Genomic DNA, 12,566 nt, shown 5'->3' with positions numbered 1-12,566 from the left:
CACTTTCTTCAAAGGAGGTTTTCAACGCCCAAACGTAAAAGAAACGATTCAGCCGGTCTTTTTCAGGTCTTTGATCAACTGGTCCAGGTTGCCTTTGCGGGCATCCAGCATCGCGCCGATTTCGGTGCGTTCGGTCAGCAACAGGTTCACGCCTTCGATGAACATGTTGTAGAATTTTTCACGCCCCGACTTGTCCGAAACAAGGAAAGTTACGTCAAACGGGGCCGAGCCGCGCAGTTTGACTGTTGTGCGCACTTCATATCCGGCCTTGATCTTGCGGGCATTGCGCACGTTGACCTCACCGCCGATGAACTCACGGAAGCGGCGGCCATATTTGCGCGAGATATAGCTCTGAAACGCCTTGGTAAATTGCTTCAGTTGGGATGGGGTGGCTGTGCGAGCATCCGCGCCGAGGGCATAGCGTGCCATGATCGGGACGTCCGCATATTGCACGAATATCTTCTCAAAATCACGCAACATCGCTTTTTCCGACTTACCCGATTCGATAACCCGGTTGATGTCGTTGACCACGCTGCTGACCAGTGCCTTGGCCGTTGCCTCGGTCTGGGCAAACGCGGACTTGGGCAGAACGGCCAAGGCCAGACCGGCTGCGACAAAGTGACGGCGGTTCAACTCGTTATTCAGCATAAGGGTCCTCGTAGGGGTCTAAATAGGGGTCCCTGACCGGGTCTGTCCCGGTTTCGGCATAGGGGTCAGAGTACAAATCCAGATATGCGTCTTCGTCATCTCTTGTCAGTTCGAAGCGGCGGTTTTGCAGATAGATCAGGCGGGCCTGTGCATAACTGTCTGCGCTTTCATAAAGAATTGAGTCCACGGTATCCGAGAACCGACCACGATCGCCCATCCGGCGAACGACTTCGGCATAGACGCCCAGGTTGTCGGCGGGTCGGACCGGGGTAAAGTTGATCGGATTCGAGAACAGGTTGATCACGACCCCGATGGCATCCCTTTGGGTCGACGGGCCATAGAAAGGCAATTCAACATAAGCCCCTTCGCCGACACCCCAGACGTGCAGGGTCTCACCGAAATCAGTATCAACGGGCGGCAGGTTCAGCTCATCTGCGGGCGCGGACAGGCCAAAGCCGCCCACGGTCATGTTGATCACAAAGCGCAGCAGCGCATTGCCCATCTGTTTCGGGTTGCCCTGAAGCAGGTAGTCGACCGCCTGTCCGGGCAGCGAGATGTTTTCGGCGAATGTGCTGAAACTGGTAACCATAGGATCGGGAACGATCTTGACGTACCCTTTGGAAGCAGGTCGAAACAGAAACCGGTCAACGCCCAGATTGAACTTATGAATACCCCGGTTCGCGTTTTCATAGGGGTCAAACACGTCATTGCGTGAGGCGTCTTCGGGAGGCGTGGTTGCACAGGCGGACAGAATGGCCATGAGCGACAGTACAACCAGGTGTTTCAGGCGAAATCTGCTCGACACGATCTTTGCTTCTCCCAAATGCCCGGCATCCGTTCTGTCGGGCCAACAATCACAATTCACCAATACTTACACGCCGGTAAGGCACAAGTTCTTGTCACATAGTCGTTTCAGATCTCAAATGAAACACCTAGCGTGTAACCTGTCCGTCAGGTCCGGGTAAAGCAATTGAGTATCTACAAGTCATAATAAGTAAAGATATGCTCAGATCGCGTGCAAGCCGGAAATTGCCGTATTCCGTCTTTCCACGGCTGTGCTTCCCGGTTAGCGTCCGGCAGAGTCAATCAAGGAAGGACCCTCTCAATGAGCATCGCTGCAAAACTGGAAAGCCTCGGTGTCACACTGGGCGACGCACCGGCGCCGGCGGCAAATTATGTGCCTTTCGTACGTGTGGGCAATATCGTGTATGTGTCCGGCCAGATATCGAAAACGGATGAGCTGATCACTGGCAAGCTGGGCGACGACATGGATGTCGAAGCCGGAGCCGCTGCGGCGCGTGTCTGCGCGATCAATCTGCTGGCACAGGTCAAGGCGGCCTGTGGCGGAGATATCGACAAACTGGTGCGTGTCATCAAACTGACCGGTTTCGTGAACTCGACCGGAGATTTCACCGCACAGCCGCAAGTGATCAACGGCGCATCCGACTTCCTGGTCGAAGCGCTGGGCGACGCCGGTCGCCACTCGCGTTCCGCCGTTAGCGCTGCGTCACTGCCTTTGGGCGTGGCAGTTGAGATCGAAGGTATATTCGAGATCGAATGATACCGCCCCTGCCAGCTGCGTTTCTGCAGGCCCCAATTGCCCATCGGGCGTTGCACGACGTCTCGAAAAACCGTCCGGAAAACAGCCGGGCGGCCATTCGTGCTGCCATTGATGCCGGTTACGGGATTGAGATTGATCTTCAACTTACAGCTGATGATCGTGCCGTGGTATTTCATGACTATGATATGGCGCGTCTGACCGGTCAGTCCGGTCCGGTCCGGCAGGTGTCGGCGGTTGCGGCGTCCAATACCACTCTGTTGTATGGCGAGGACGGCATTCCAACGCTGGATGATGTGCTGGAAATCGTGGCAGGCCAGGTGCCGCTGCTGATCGAGTTGAAGGATCAGGACGGCGCCATGGGTATGAATATCGGTGCCCTCGAGCACGACACCGTGCGCGCATTGCAGGGGTACGAAGGTCCGGTGGCGCTGATGTCCTTCAATCCCAACTCGGTTGCGGAACTGGCGCGGCTGGCCCCGCATCTGCCGCGCGGCATCACAACTTGCGCCTATGAGCCCAGTGTCGAACTGTTGTCGCAAGACGTGTGTGATCACTTGCGCGATATTCCGGATTTCGATCGTGTCGGGGCCGGTTTCATCAGCCATGAGGCCGCTGACCTGTCCCGCGCACGTGTGGTTGAACTGAAGGCAAAGGGCGTGCCGATCCTGTGCTGGACTGTTCGGACGCCTGAACAAGAGGCAGAGGCCCGCATGGTTGCCGACAATGTGACCTTCGAAGGGTATCTGGCTGCGCATTCAGCTTGAACCTTGGCGCCTCGGTCACAGATAAAGGGCTGGCGCGGAGGGTACATGGATCAGGCTCAAATCGAAGTTCAGGTACTTGGGTCACTGTCGCAGATTTCGGCGACCGAGTGGGATGCCTGCGCCTGCCCTGAGGCTGCCGATGGTGGACGGCCCCTTGATCCCTTCACCACGCATCGCTTTTTGCTGGCGCTTGAGGAAAGCGGCTCGGTCGGGCGTGGCACGGGTTGGCAGCCGCAATACCTGACGGCCTTTCTTGACGGGATCCTGATCGCAGCGGCCCCGATGTATGCCAAATCGCACAGCCAGGGCGAGTACATCTTTGACCACAGCTGGGCCCATGCCTATGAAAGCGCAGGCGGGCGGTATTATCCCAAACTGCAAATTGCGGTGCCGTTCACACCCGCAACGGGGCGTCGGTTTCTGGTGCGCCCGGGCTACGAGCGAATCGGAATGTCGGCTTTGGTGCAGGGTGCCGTTCAACTGGCGGCTGATAACCAGGTGTCATCGGTTCACGCGACCTTCTGCACAGAAGAGGAAGCATTGGCGGGGGAGCAGATGGGTCTTATGCTGCGCAGCTCGCAACAGTTTCACTGGCTGAATGATGGCTATGCTGATTTCGATGAATTCCTCTCCGCCATGTCGTCACGCAAGCGCAAGAATATCCGCAAGGAACGGGCGCAGGCCCATGGCTTTGGCGGTGAAATCCATACATTGACAGGCGATGACCTGCGTCCGGAACACTGGGATGCTTTTTGGCGGTTCTATCAGGATACCGGGGCCCGAAAATGGGGATCACCCTATCTGACGCGCCAGTTTTTTGACATCGCACAAGAGACGATGGCGAATGATATGGCGTTGGTTTTGGCTGAACGGGATGGGCATGCCATTGCGGGTGCGCTGAACTTCATAGGCCGCGAAACGCTTTTTGGGCGGTACTGGGGCTGCATTGAACATCATGCCTGCCTGCATTTCGAGCTGTGCTACTATAGGGCGATAGATTTTGCCATTGCCCACGGTCTGGCCCGGGTGGAAGCGGGCGCTCAGGGTGAACACAAGCTGGCACGCGGCTATTTACCGACGCGCACGCATAGCTTGCACTGGGTCGGTGATCCGGGTTTTGCCGATGCGATCAAAAAATATCTGGACGCCGAAGGCCGCGCAGTGGGAGAAGAGATCGAGATTCTGACGGATTACGGCCCGTTCAGGAAATCGAACCCGGAGGAACAGCAATGACTGAACTTTTGTCCGCCGAGACCCGTGGCCCGCTGCTGGACCCGCTGTTCAAAAACGGCTGGACCATGGTCGAAGGCCGCGACGCGATCACCAAGACCTTCATTTTCGACAACTTTGTGCACGCATTTGGCTGGATGACGCAAGTGGCGATCTGGGCCGAGAAATGGAACCACCACCCAGAATGGTCCAACGTCTACCGCACAGTCGAGGTGGTCCTGTCCACCCATGACGTAGGTGGCCTGTCGTCACTGGACGCCAAGCTGGCTCGAAAGATGGACAGTCTGTGCTAACGGTCGTTGCCTGAACCTTGGCCACCGGCCAGGGACGCGGCTGTGCCCATCTGCTTGAATTCCGCAGGCGTCACGGTGCCTTCGCTGACATCAATGGATCTTGGGATGCCCGTGGTCTTGTTCCCGATCTGGCGCACACTGCGCGCTGATGGGTTGATATCCAGACACCGGTTTTCGTAGCAGGTCAGGCCAGACAGATTGATCTGAATGCGGGCCTGCCCGTCCGGCCCCGTCACGACCGGAGCCTGCGGCGCATCGCAGGCCGCGACCAGCGCCAAAGCGCCCATTCCAATCCATATTTTCATACCAAGCTCCTTGAAAACGGGCTTAGTCCAGTTGACCATTGCCGTTCTGATCTGCCGCGCCGAAATCTTCATTCATCTGTGCATCATATTCCGATCTTGAGATAAAGCTGTCCTTGTTGCGGTCAACATTCTGGAACTGCTTTATGTCCAGAAACGGTTTGGCCTCGGCCTGACCCAATGTGCCGTTCTTGTCTTCGTCCATGGCCTGAAACGCATAGTCCGAAAAAGCGTCGAATTCGTCTTTGGACAGGAACCCGTCATTGTTTGCGTCGATGGCGTTCAATTCTTTTTCATGCAGTTCAGCCACGGTTTCGGCATTGGTCGCCGAGGCCAAAAATGCAGCCGTGAATACAAAAATCGCCTGTTTCATTTCCAATCTCCTCAGCATGCAAATCTTTGGCCTTCAAAGCCACCGGCGGCGGCGCCGGCTGCTGTCAGGATCGTCTTGCCCGATCCGCCGCCGAACTGGTTGCCGATTGCACCGCCGATCAAGGCACCGCCCAATGTGCCGCCAAGGCAGGCAATCTCGTGCTGTCGTGCAGCTTGCTGTTGCGGGGTTGGGGCCGGTCCGCAGGCTGCCAGTAGGGCCGCGCCGGTCAGGAAGGATAAAAACAACTTAAGTTTCATAAAAAAGCTCCCCAAATTATGCGTCGAGTATTCGCGCATTGGGGCGCTGCTTCAAGTTAAATTGGGTTCACGCGGCCCCGGGCAAACCGGGGCCGGCCAAATTCAGATCACCTCCAGCAGGCCTTCACCCGCTGAGATCTCGCAGGCACCGGGGTTTTCTTCCAGATTCAGGGCCGTGACCTTACCGTCCTCGACCAGCATCGCATACCGTTTGGAGCGTGCGAACAAACCCACAGGCGGGGCGTCGAAATCCATGCCGATGGCCTTGGTGAATTCTGAAGCCGCGTCTGAGACCATGGTCAATCCCGCCGCGGTCGCGCCGGTGGATTCACCCCAGGCCTGCATGACGAACGGGTCGTTGACCGACAGGCACATGATCTCTTCAACGCCTTTGTCGTCGAACTGTTTTTTTGTACGGATGAAGCTTGGCACATGTGCGGTGGTGCACGTACCGGTATAGGCGCCGGGCACAGCGAAAATGACAACCTTGCGTCCTTTGGTCTTGTCTGAAATCCGAACCTCTTCCGGCCCGTTTGCCCCCATCTGGATCAGTGTGGCCTCGGGTAGGGTGTCTCCTGTTGAAATCATTTTTTAGCTCCTGTCGTTTGGATTTGCAGAATTGGGCTTAAGCGCAATATAGGTGGTCCAATCAGAGAGACCACGGGAAAACTGCAGGGTGGGCAAAGCATGAGCCATATTGTCGTGACTGGCGCAGGGCAAGCGGGCGCGTCTTTGGTGGCGCGGCTGCGCAAGGACGGGTTCGGCGGAGAGATTACTCTGATCGGGGCCGAGCCGCATCTGCCATATCAGCGCCCGCCATTATCCAAGGCCTATCTTCTTGGAGAGATGGAGCTGGAGCGCCTGTTCCTGCGCCCCGAAAGCTTCTACGTCGAAAACAACATCACTTTGCGTCTTGGCCAGCGCGTGACCGGCATCGATCCCAAGGCCAAAACGGTTACTCTTGGGGATGAGGTCATCCCGTATGACGAACTGGCGCTGACCACCGGGTCAGATCCGCGCCGCCTGCCTGCTGCCATCGGAGGCGATCTGGACGGTGTCCACGTGGTGCGCGACCTGGCCCATATTGACGAGATGGAACCCAAAGTGACCGAAGGCGCCCGCGCGCTGATCGTGGGTGGTGGTTACATCGGGCTCGAGGCCGCCGCTGTCTGCGCCAAGCGGGGCGTCAAGGTCACTCTGGTCGAGATGGCCGACCGCATCCTGCAACGGGTTGCAGCACCCGAAACCAGCGACTATTTCCGCGCGCTGCACAGCAAATATGGTGCCGACATTCGCGAAGGCGTCGGGCTCGATCGGCTGATCGGCAAAAACGGCAAGGTTGTGGAGGCCGTGTTGACCGACGGCACAAAGCTGGAGGTGGATTTTGTTGTGGTCGGTGTGGGTATCGTGCCCTCTACTCAACTGGCCGAGATGGCAGGGCTGGAGCTGGACAACGGCATCAAAACCGATGCCCATGGCCGGACCTCTGTTCCGTCGATCTGGGCGGCGGGCGATTGCGCCTCTTTCCCCCATGGCGAAAGTCGTATCCGTCTGGAAAGCGTCCCGAACGCCATCGACCAGGCTGAAATCGTGGCGCAAAACATGCTGGGTGCGGCCAAGGTTTACGTGGCGACCCCATGGTTCTGGTCGGACCAGTACGACGTCAAGCTTCAGATCGCGGGCCTGAACACCGGATATGACCGTGTGGTGACCCGCAGGGGCGAGGGTCAGACCATGTCCTTCTGGTATTACAAAGGCGACAGGCTGATTGCTGTGGATGCGATGAATGATCCGCGAGCATACATGGTCGGCAAGAGATTGATCGAAATGGGCAAGACAGCTGATCCCGAAGTTGTGGCAGACCCGAACGCGGACCTGAAACCGCTGCTTAAGGCGTGAGGATCATTGCCGGAGAATTCCGGGGCCGCGCCCTCGCCTCGGTCGGCAAGGGTGATGCGGGCGCGCATCTGCGCCCCACCACCGACCGCGTGCGTGAAAGCCTGTTCAATGTGCTCAGCCACCAGATCGAATTTGACGGTTTGCGGGTGCTGGATCTGTTCGCGGGAACCGGGGCACTGGGGCTGGAGGCACTGTCGCGGGGCGCGTCGCATGTCACCTTCGTTGATGACGGGCGGGTGGCTCACGGGTTGATCCGCAAGAACATCGATCTGACCCGCAGCGCCGATCGTACCGACTTGATCCGCCGCGATGCAACCCGGTTGGGCGACAATACCGGCGCGCCTTATGATCTGGTTTTTCTGGACCCGCCTTACGGGAAATCCATGGGGCAGAAGGCCGTCGCCGCCTTGGCCAATGGCTGGATCGCGGATGATGCATTGTTGGTTTGGGAAGAAAACGCCCGGATGCAGGCGCCGGCCGGATTCACATTGCATGATAGCCGCAGGTATGGCGACACGCATATTTCTTTGATGTGGAGAGGTGTTCCAGATTGAATCGCTCTGCGCGGTTTGGTGGGTAACATGGGTGGGCAATGACGGGAAAGCCTGGATAGGCCGACCGCGAGGCGAAATAGGGGTTCCATATGCACGATCTTGTCATTTTCGACTGCGACGGCGTTTTGGTGGACAGCGAGGTGATCTCGAACCAGGTGCTGGTGGACAATCTGGCGGATTATGGCCTGCATCTGGCGCTGCATGAATGTATGTCGCTGTTTGTGGGTGGAACGATGGTCGGCGTGCGCGACAAGGCCCGCGCGATGGGTGCCCTTCTGCCCGAAGACTGGATAGATCAGATCTATGCCGAAACCTACGACCGCCTGCGTGCAGGTGTGCCATTGGTGCCCGGTATCGCAGACCTGCTTGAGGGGCTGGATCAAAAGGGTATCCCCTTTTGCGTCGCGTCGAATGGCAGCCCGGACAAGATGAAGATCACACTGGGTCAGAACGGGCTTTGGGACCGGTTCAAAGACGTGATGTTCTCGGCCCATGTGCTGGGCACCGGAAAGCCGGACCCAAAGATGTTCCAACTGGCCGCCGAGCACTTTGGTGCAAGGGCTCCGGTGGTGATCGAAGACAGTCATAGTGGTGTCACGGCTGCAATCCGAGCCGACATGCGTTGCCTCGCTTATGCGCCTCATGGAGGCGGTGAAAAGCTGGCGGATCTGGGTGCCGAAGTGATCACGGACATGTCGCAGGCGCATGGGTTGTTGGGACTTTGACCCGCGGTTGTGCTAAAGTGCGGGTATGGATCGCACCCTGACACCTTTCGCCTGGATCTTTTCCAGCGATGCAGAAGCTTCCACCAGCCCAGAGCGCAAACCCATGCGTGCGCCGGTCTTCATCCACGACGCGGTCACGCCGTGGGGGGACGAAACGATGCTGTTGAAACTTTTCCGCGAACAGGCCGCGGATCAAGAGGAATAGGTCGGGTGGTATTTGCCGCCGGGAGACAGGGTAAAGATCTCGACCCCATCTGAGGTGACGCCCACCGAATGTTCGAACTGTGCCGACAGTGATTTGTCGCGGGTCACGGCAGTCCAGTCATCGGCCAGCGTCTTGGTTTCGGGACGACCCAGATTGACCATGGGTTCGATGGTAAAGAACATACCCTCTTCCAGAACGGCACCGGTGCCCGGGCGACCATAGTGCAACACGTTCGGTGGTGCGTGAAAAACGCGACCCAGACCATGACCACAGAAATCGCGTACAACGCTCATCCGATGAGCTTCGACATAGGACTGAATTGCGTGGCCGATGTCACCAAATGTATTGCCCGGCTTGACCATCTCGATGCCCTTGAACAGCGCGTCATGAGTCACCTGAATCAGCCGTTCCGCCTTGCGCGGCAGCTTGCCCGCGACATACATGCGCGAGGTGTCGCCGAACCAGCCATCGACGATGACTGTCACGTCGATATTCAGAATGTCGCCATCCTTCAGCTTTTTGTCGCCCGGAATGCCATGGCAGACAACGTGGTTCACGCTGATGCAACTGGCGTGCTGATAGCCTTTATAGCCTATGGTGGCCGAGGTCGCGCCGGCGTCTTCGACCATCTGCGTGATCAGCCCGTCAATGGCGCCCGTGGTCTGCCCCGGGAACACATGTTCGGCAATATCATCCAGAATCCGCGCCGCCAAAGCCCCCGCCGCGTGCATCCCGGCGAAGTCGCTTTGTTCATAGATGCGGATGCCGTCTTTGGTCAGGCGGCCACGATGTTCTTTCATCGACGCTAAGCTCCAAATGTTTCGCGCAGCATTCCTTTTACGCTGCTTGTGCAGAAAGTTCCAGAGGGTGTGCAGTGGTGGGTGTTTTTCAGTTAATTGGGTTTAATACAGAGACTGATAAGGGCACTTGTCGATCAAGGCAGACGAAAGTGAGTTGGGAATACGCCGACACTGCTTCCGGGGCCAACAAGAATAATCTGCCTTCCGGTTTGCAGACGTCTGCGAATACTGTTCGGGACATCACAAACGACGTTAATGGCACGCGCCGTGTCTTTCAGAGCGATCGGCCTAGGGCACTTCCGAGAATCTCCCATATTGGGATCACTAACAACAAATGTTATTTCTACCGTGTGAAAAGAGGGAAGAGAAACAACCATCGGGATCGTCGCTGCCACTACAAGAAACCCCGCAAACGCGCCTACCAAAGGCATGAAAAATATAGACAATGTTGTTTTTATTGGCTCTGAGAGTTGGATGCCTTCCGATAAGCTAAGATGAACCGCCCAAAGCGCCAATGCCGCAGAAAGCGCGCCGACGACACATGCTGGCCAAAAGGTCCAAGAAACCCAAGTTGGAGAGGGGACAAACCCTACACCAAAAAATCTTGCCAATACAGGTATGCCACCCAAACTCATTAGAGTCAGTGAGATTGTTCGAATACGCTTTTCTAAGCGGGTGTTCTCGGTCTTCGGTAGGGCCGTCATTAAGTTGTCCTTTGAGAAACCTAGGCAAATTCGATAGAAATGATCGGGTTCATCTGAGTTTTCTCTCAACAATTGATTGACGAGTTTACCAAAATACCCCTTGGCGAAATACGCGTTCCGTAAACCAACCGTTCAACACCTTTCGCCCGTGCGCCCTCAAAGGCCGCAGCGTAAGCCGGGTCGATATCTGCGGCCAGCGCAAACCGGTCGCAATCCGTACGTTGCACCAGATACAGCATGATCGCCCGGTGCCCTTGCGCGGCCATCGCGGCCAGTTCAACCAGATGTTTGGTGCCGCGCGCGGTGACGCTGTCGGGGAACTCGGCCAGACCGGGTTGGCGGGACAGGGTCACGCTTTTGACTTCGACATAGGCATCTGGCAGGTCCGGCCCGGTCAGCAGAAAATCGATGCGGCTGTTTTCGCCGTATTTTACCTCGGGCCGGACGATGTCATAGGCGGCCAGTTCGGGGATTTCGCCTCTTTCCAAAGCAACACGCAACGCCCGGTTCGGAACCGAGGTATCGACCCCGGTAAAATGCCCGTTCTCATGATCGACCAGCCGCCATCCGAATTTCAGCTTTTTCTTCGGTTCGTCGTTTGGCTCCAGCCAAATCTTTTCGCCGGGCTCGGCCAGCCCCATCATCGACCCCGGATTGGCGCAATGGGCCGTAACCTCTCGCCCATCTTCAAGCGTGCAATCGGCCAGAAAGCGTTTGTAGCGGCGGATCAGGCGGGCGGGAACAAGAGGGGTTTCAAATCGCATGGTTCAGGGCCTATACCTGCCCCCAAGGACGATCAAGAGGGGAGAGCGCCATGGCCAATCCAACCGCAGCAATGCTGGTGATCGGGGATGAAATCCTGTCGGGTCGCACCCGCGATGCGAATATGCATTTTCTGGCGCAGGAGCTGACAAAACACGGCATCGACCTGAAAGAGGTCCGCATTGTCAGCGATGACGCCTCCGCCATCGAAGCGGCCGTCAAAGTGCTGTCCGACGCCTATGACAATGTCTTCACCAGCGGCGGCATCGGCCCGACCCATGACGATATCACGGCCGATTGTATTGCCCGCGCTTTCGATACACCAATTGATGTGCGGGATGACGCGCGCGCGCTCTTGCAGGCCCATTACGACAAATCCGGGCTGGAACTGAATGCCGCCCGCTTGCGCATGGCGCGTATTCCAGACGGTGCGACGCTTATCGAAAATCCGGTTTCAACAGCCCCCGGATTCACGCTTGCGAACGTGCATGTCATGGCAGGTGTGCCTTCTGTTTTTCAAGCGATGGTAGCGAGCGTTTTGCCAACATTGACCGGAGGCAGACCTTTGTTGTCGCAAACTCTGCGTGTAGATCGCGGAGAAGGTGATATCGCCGCAACCCTGTCGGCCTTGGCCGAAGATTTCAGCGACCTGTCCATCGGTTGCTACCCGTTTCAGATCAACGGTGCCTTCGGGGCCAACGTGGTCGTGCGCGGCACCGACGGAGGCCGGATCGACGCGGCCACCACCCGCCTGGCGAAAGAGCTTGAGCTTTGAGCGATAACTGGGCGGAAATAGTCGACGGAACCTGGCCCGCCGTACGCTATCAGCGGCTTGGCCCGTTTCTGCTGCGTGAGGGGCAGGGCGGAGGGTCGCGCGTATCAGCGGCCAGTGCACTGGGTCCGGTCAATGAAGACGATATCGACGCCGCCGAGGCCGCAATGCAGGCCATGGGGCAGAAACGCATCTTCTGTCTGCGCCCGGGGGATGAAGCCCTGGATGCAAAGCTGGCCCAGCGGGGCTATGATATTCTTGACCCGGTGAACATCTATGCCTGTCCCGTCTCCAGACTGACCGATCAGCCAATCCCACCGGTCATGGTGTTTTCGATCTGGGAACCGCTTGAGATCATGCGCGACATCTGGGCCTCGGGCGGGATCGGACCCGAGCGGATCGCGGTGATGGAACGCGCCAAGGGCCCCAAGACAGGGTTTTTGCTGCGTCACAACGACAAACCCAGCGGCGTGGCTTTTGTGGCGATGCATGCAGACACTGCAATGGTCCACGCGCTTGAAATCCTTCCCGAACATCGCCGACAGGGGTTAGGCCACTGGACCATGCGCGCAGCAGCATTCTGGGCGCGGGATCACAGTGCGCAGAACCTCAGCGTGATCTGCACCAAGGCCAATGAGGGCGCCAACGGTCTTTATCGTGCCCTCGGGATGGAGATCGCGGGCGAATACCATTACCGTCATCTTGTCTGAACTGAAG

Annotated in this window: 19 protein-coding genes; 10 read left to right on the top strand and 9 right to left on the bottom strand. The window is 57.6% G+C overall.

The genetic code is table 11. The annotated features are described in order from the left end of the window. Positions 1-48: 48 nt before the first annotated feature. Together AC2FEB_RS16470 and AC2FEB_RS16465 are read right to left on the bottom strand one after the other, a co-directional pair. Positions 49-648, bottom strand: coding sequence for an MlaC/ttg2D family ABC transporter substrate-binding protein (locus tag AC2FEB_RS16470; RefSeq protein ID WP_117871718.1), 600 nt, complete (start codon positions 646-648; stop codon positions 49-51). Next, positions 638-1,408: an MlaA family lipoprotein gene (locus tag AC2FEB_RS16465; protein ID WP_496674704.1), complete on the bottom strand. Its 771-nt coding sequence runs from the start codon at positions 1,406-1,408 to the stop codon at positions 638-640. Before AC2FEB_RS16465 ends, AC2FEB_RS16470 begins: the two co-directional genes overlap by 11 nt. A 345-nt stretch (positions 1,409-1,753) precedes the next feature. On the opposite strand from AC2FEB_RS16465, the gene AC2FEB_RS16460 reads away from it, so the two are divergent. The 4 genes from AC2FEB_RS16460 to AC2FEB_RS16445 are packed head-to-tail and all read left to right on the top strand — an operon-like array spanning position 1,754 to position 4,496. Beyond that, positions 1,754-2,209 (top strand): RidA family protein, encoded by a 456-nt coding sequence (locus AC2FEB_RS16460; protein WP_496674596.1) that lies wholly within the window; start codon positions 1,754-1,756, stop codon positions 2,207-2,209. After that, the gene (locus tag AC2FEB_RS16455) at positions 2,206-2,973 is read left to right on the top strand and encodes a glycerophosphodiester phosphodiesterase family protein (protein ID WP_496884219.1); all 768 of its coding nucleotides are present in this window, start codon (positions 2,206-2,208) and stop codon (positions 2,971-2,973) included. Before AC2FEB_RS16460 ends, AC2FEB_RS16455 begins: the two co-directional genes overlap by 4 nt. A 45-nt stretch (positions 2,974-3,018) precedes the next feature. After that, positions 3,019-4,206, top strand: coding sequence for a GNAT family N-acetyltransferase (locus AC2FEB_RS16450; RefSeq protein ID WP_496884218.1), 1,188 nt, complete (start codon positions 3,019-3,021; stop codon positions 4,204-4,206). Beyond that, entirely contained in the window at positions 4,203-4,496 is a 294-nt protein-coding gene (locus AC2FEB_RS16445) for a 4a-hydroxytetrahydrobiopterin dehydratase (protein ID WP_152459417.1), read from the top strand. Before AC2FEB_RS16450 ends, AC2FEB_RS16445 begins: the two co-directional genes overlap by 4 nt. Here AC2FEB_RS16445 and AC2FEB_RS16440 read toward each other — a convergent pair. The 4 genes from AC2FEB_RS16440 to AC2FEB_RS16425 all read right to left on the bottom strand — a co-directional run bounded on the left by AC2FEB_RS16440 (position 4,493) and on the right by AC2FEB_RS16425 (position 6,016). Further along, positions 4,493-4,801 (bottom strand): hypothetical protein, encoded by a 309-nt coding sequence (locus AC2FEB_RS16440; protein WP_496674601.1) that lies wholly within the window; start codon positions 4,799-4,801, stop codon positions 4,493-4,495. The genes AC2FEB_RS16445 and AC2FEB_RS16440 overlap by 4 nt on opposite strands. A gap of 22 nt (positions 4,802-4,823) precedes the next feature. Beyond that, positions 4,824-5,171: an EF-hand domain-containing protein gene (locus AC2FEB_RS16435; RefSeq protein ID WP_299636883.1), complete on the bottom strand. Its 348-nt coding sequence runs from the start codon at positions 5,169-5,171 to the stop codon at positions 4,824-4,826. 11 nt (positions 5,172-5,182) lie between these two features. Continuing rightward, positions 5,183-5,428 carry a glycine zipper 2TM domain-containing protein gene (locus AC2FEB_RS16430; protein WP_117871731.1) on the bottom strand — a complete coding sequence of 82 codons (246 nt, stop codon included), beginning with the start codon at positions 5,426-5,428 and terminating at the stop codon, positions 5,183-5,185. 102 nt (positions 5,429-5,530) lie between these two features. After that, positions 5,531-6,016 (bottom strand): peroxiredoxin, encoded by a 486-nt coding sequence (locus tag AC2FEB_RS16425; RefSeq protein ID WP_299899552.1) that lies wholly within the window; start codon positions 6,014-6,016, stop codon positions 5,531-5,533. A 99-nt stretch (positions 6,017-6,115) separates the two neighbouring features. On the opposite strand from AC2FEB_RS16425, the gene AC2FEB_RS16420 reads away from it, so the two are divergent. From AC2FEB_RS16420 to AC2FEB_RS16405, 4 genes are all read left to right on the top strand, one after another. After that, entirely contained in the window at positions 6,116-7,327 is a 1,212-nt protein-coding gene (locus AC2FEB_RS16420) for an NAD(P)/FAD-dependent oxidoreductase (protein WP_496674604.1), read from the top strand. Further along, positions 7,324-7,881, top strand: a complete 558-nt coding sequence (gene rsmD / locus AC2FEB_RS16415) for a 16S rRNA (guanine(966)-N(2))-methyltransferase RsmD (RefSeq protein ID WP_496674606.1) — start codon at positions 7,324-7,326, stop codon at positions 7,879-7,881. The genes AC2FEB_RS16420 and rsmD overlap by 4 nt, the downstream gene beginning before the upstream one ends. An 89-nt stretch (positions 7,882-7,970) precedes the next feature. After that, positions 7,971-8,606, top strand: a complete 636-nt coding sequence (locus tag AC2FEB_RS16410) for an HAD family hydrolase (protein WP_117871740.1) — start codon at positions 7,971-7,973, stop codon at positions 8,604-8,606. Between the two features lie 25 nt (positions 8,607-8,631). After that, entirely contained in the window at positions 8,632-8,811 is a 180-nt protein-coding gene (locus AC2FEB_RS16405) for a hypothetical protein (RefSeq protein ID WP_496674608.1), read from the top strand. Here AC2FEB_RS16405 and map read toward each other — a convergent pair. The 3 genes from map to sfsA all read right to left on the bottom strand — a co-directional run bounded on the left by map (position 8,799) and on the right by sfsA (position 11,079). Further along, a complete protein-coding gene (map, locus tag AC2FEB_RS16400) occupies positions 8,799-9,611 on the bottom strand; it encodes a type I methionyl aminopeptidase (protein ID WP_496674610.1) in 813 nt (270 codons plus the stop codon). The genes AC2FEB_RS16405 and map overlap by 13 nt on opposite strands. Positions 9,612-9,745: 134 nt before the next feature. Then, entirely contained in the window at positions 9,746-10,315 is a 570-nt protein-coding gene (locus AC2FEB_RS16395) for a hypothetical protein (RefSeq protein ID WP_496674612.1), read from the bottom strand. A 65-nt stretch (positions 10,316-10,380) separates the two neighbouring features. Beyond that, complete coding sequence (gene sfsA, locus AC2FEB_RS16390; protein WP_496674614.1) at positions 10,381-11,079, bottom strand: DNA/RNA nuclease SfsA; 699 nt, start codon at positions 11,077-11,079, stop codon at positions 10,381-10,383. 50 nt (positions 11,080-11,129) lie between these two features. Here sfsA and AC2FEB_RS16385 point away from each other — a divergent pair, with 50 nt between their 5' ends. Together AC2FEB_RS16385 and AC2FEB_RS16380 are read left to right on the top strand one after the other, a co-directional pair. Further along, positions 11,130-11,852, top strand: a complete 723-nt coding sequence (locus AC2FEB_RS16385; protein ID WP_496674616.1) for a competence/damage-inducible protein A — start codon at positions 11,130-11,132, stop codon at positions 11,850-11,852. After that, positions 11,849-12,559, top strand: coding sequence for a GNAT family N-acetyltransferase (locus tag AC2FEB_RS16380; protein ID WP_117871754.1), 711 nt, complete (start codon positions 11,849-11,851; stop codon positions 12,557-12,559). The genes AC2FEB_RS16385 and AC2FEB_RS16380 overlap by 4 nt, the downstream gene beginning before the upstream one ends. The last annotated feature ends 7 nt before the right edge of the window (positions 12,560-12,566 follow it).

The sequence above is a fragment of the Ruegeria sp. YTSC106 genome, assembly GCF_059609765.1.
Note: the sequence above shows the minus strand (reverse complement) of the source record. Positions and strands in the feature narration are given on the sequence as shown.

Excerpts from the sequence above, each read along its gene's own strand:
- AC2FEB_RS16470 (WP_117871718.1), bottom strand. The coding sequence starts at position 648 with ATGCTGAATAACGAGTTGAACCGCCGTCACTTTGTCGCAGCCGGTCTG.
- AC2FEB_RS16450 (WP_496884218.1), top strand. The coding sequence starts at position 3,019 with ATGGATCAGGCTCAAATCGAAGTTCAGGTACTTGGGTCACTGTCGCAG.
- AC2FEB_RS16445 (WP_152459417.1), top strand. The coding sequence starts at position 4,203 with ATGACTGAACTTTTGTCCGCCGAGACCCGTGGCCCGCTGCTGGACCCG.
- AC2FEB_RS16420 (WP_496674604.1), top strand. The coding sequence starts at position 6,116 with ATGAGCCATATTGTCGTGACTGGCGCAGGGCAAGCGGGCGCGTCTTTG.
- AC2FEB_RS16425 (WP_299899552.1), bottom strand. The coding sequence starts at position 6,016 with ATGATTTCAACAGGAGACACCCTACCCGAGGCCACACTGATCCAGATG.
- AC2FEB_RS16410 (WP_117871740.1), top strand. The coding sequence starts at position 7,971 with ATGCACGATCTTGTCATTTTCGACTGCGACGGCGTTTTGGTGGACAGC.
- AC2FEB_RS16465 (WP_496674704.1), bottom strand. The coding sequence starts at position 1,408 with ATGGCCATTCTGTCCGCCTGTGCAACCACGCCTCCCGAAGACGCCTCA.
- AC2FEB_RS16405 (WP_496674608.1), top strand. The coding sequence starts at position 8,632 with ATGGATCGCACCCTGACACCTTTCGCCTGGATCTTTTCCAGCGATGCA.
- map (WP_496674610.1), bottom strand. The coding sequence starts at position 9,611 with ATGAAAGAACATCGTGGCCGCCTGACCAAAGACGGCATCCGCATCTAT.
- sfsA (WP_496674614.1), bottom strand. The coding sequence starts at position 11,079 with ATGCGATTTGAAACCCCTCTTGTTCCCGCCCGCCTGATCCGCCGCTAC.
- AC2FEB_RS16395 (WP_496674612.1), bottom strand. The coding sequence starts at position 10,315 with ATGACGGCCCTACCGAAGACCGAGAACACCCGCTTAGAAAAGCGTATT.
- AC2FEB_RS16455 (WP_496884219.1), top strand. The coding sequence starts at position 2,206 with ATGATACCGCCCCTGCCAGCTGCGTTTCTGCAGGCCCCAATTGCCCAT.
- AC2FEB_RS16430 (WP_117871731.1), bottom strand. The coding sequence starts at position 5,428 with ATGAAACTTAAGTTGTTTTTATCCTTCCTGACCGGCGCGGCCCTACTG.
- AC2FEB_RS16440 (WP_496674601.1), bottom strand. The coding sequence starts at position 4,801 with ATGAAAATATGGATTGGAATGGGCGCTTTGGCGCTGGTCGCGGCCTGC.
- AC2FEB_RS16460 (WP_496674596.1), top strand. The coding sequence starts at position 1,754 with ATGAGCATCGCTGCAAAACTGGAAAGCCTCGGTGTCACACTGGGCGAC.
- AC2FEB_RS16385 (WP_496674616.1), top strand. The coding sequence starts at position 11,130 with ATGGCCAATCCAACCGCAGCAATGCTGGTGATCGGGGATGAAATCCTG.
- AC2FEB_RS16435 (WP_299636883.1), bottom strand. The coding sequence starts at position 5,171 with ATGAAACAGGCGATTTTTGTATTCACGGCTGCATTTTTGGCCTCGGCG.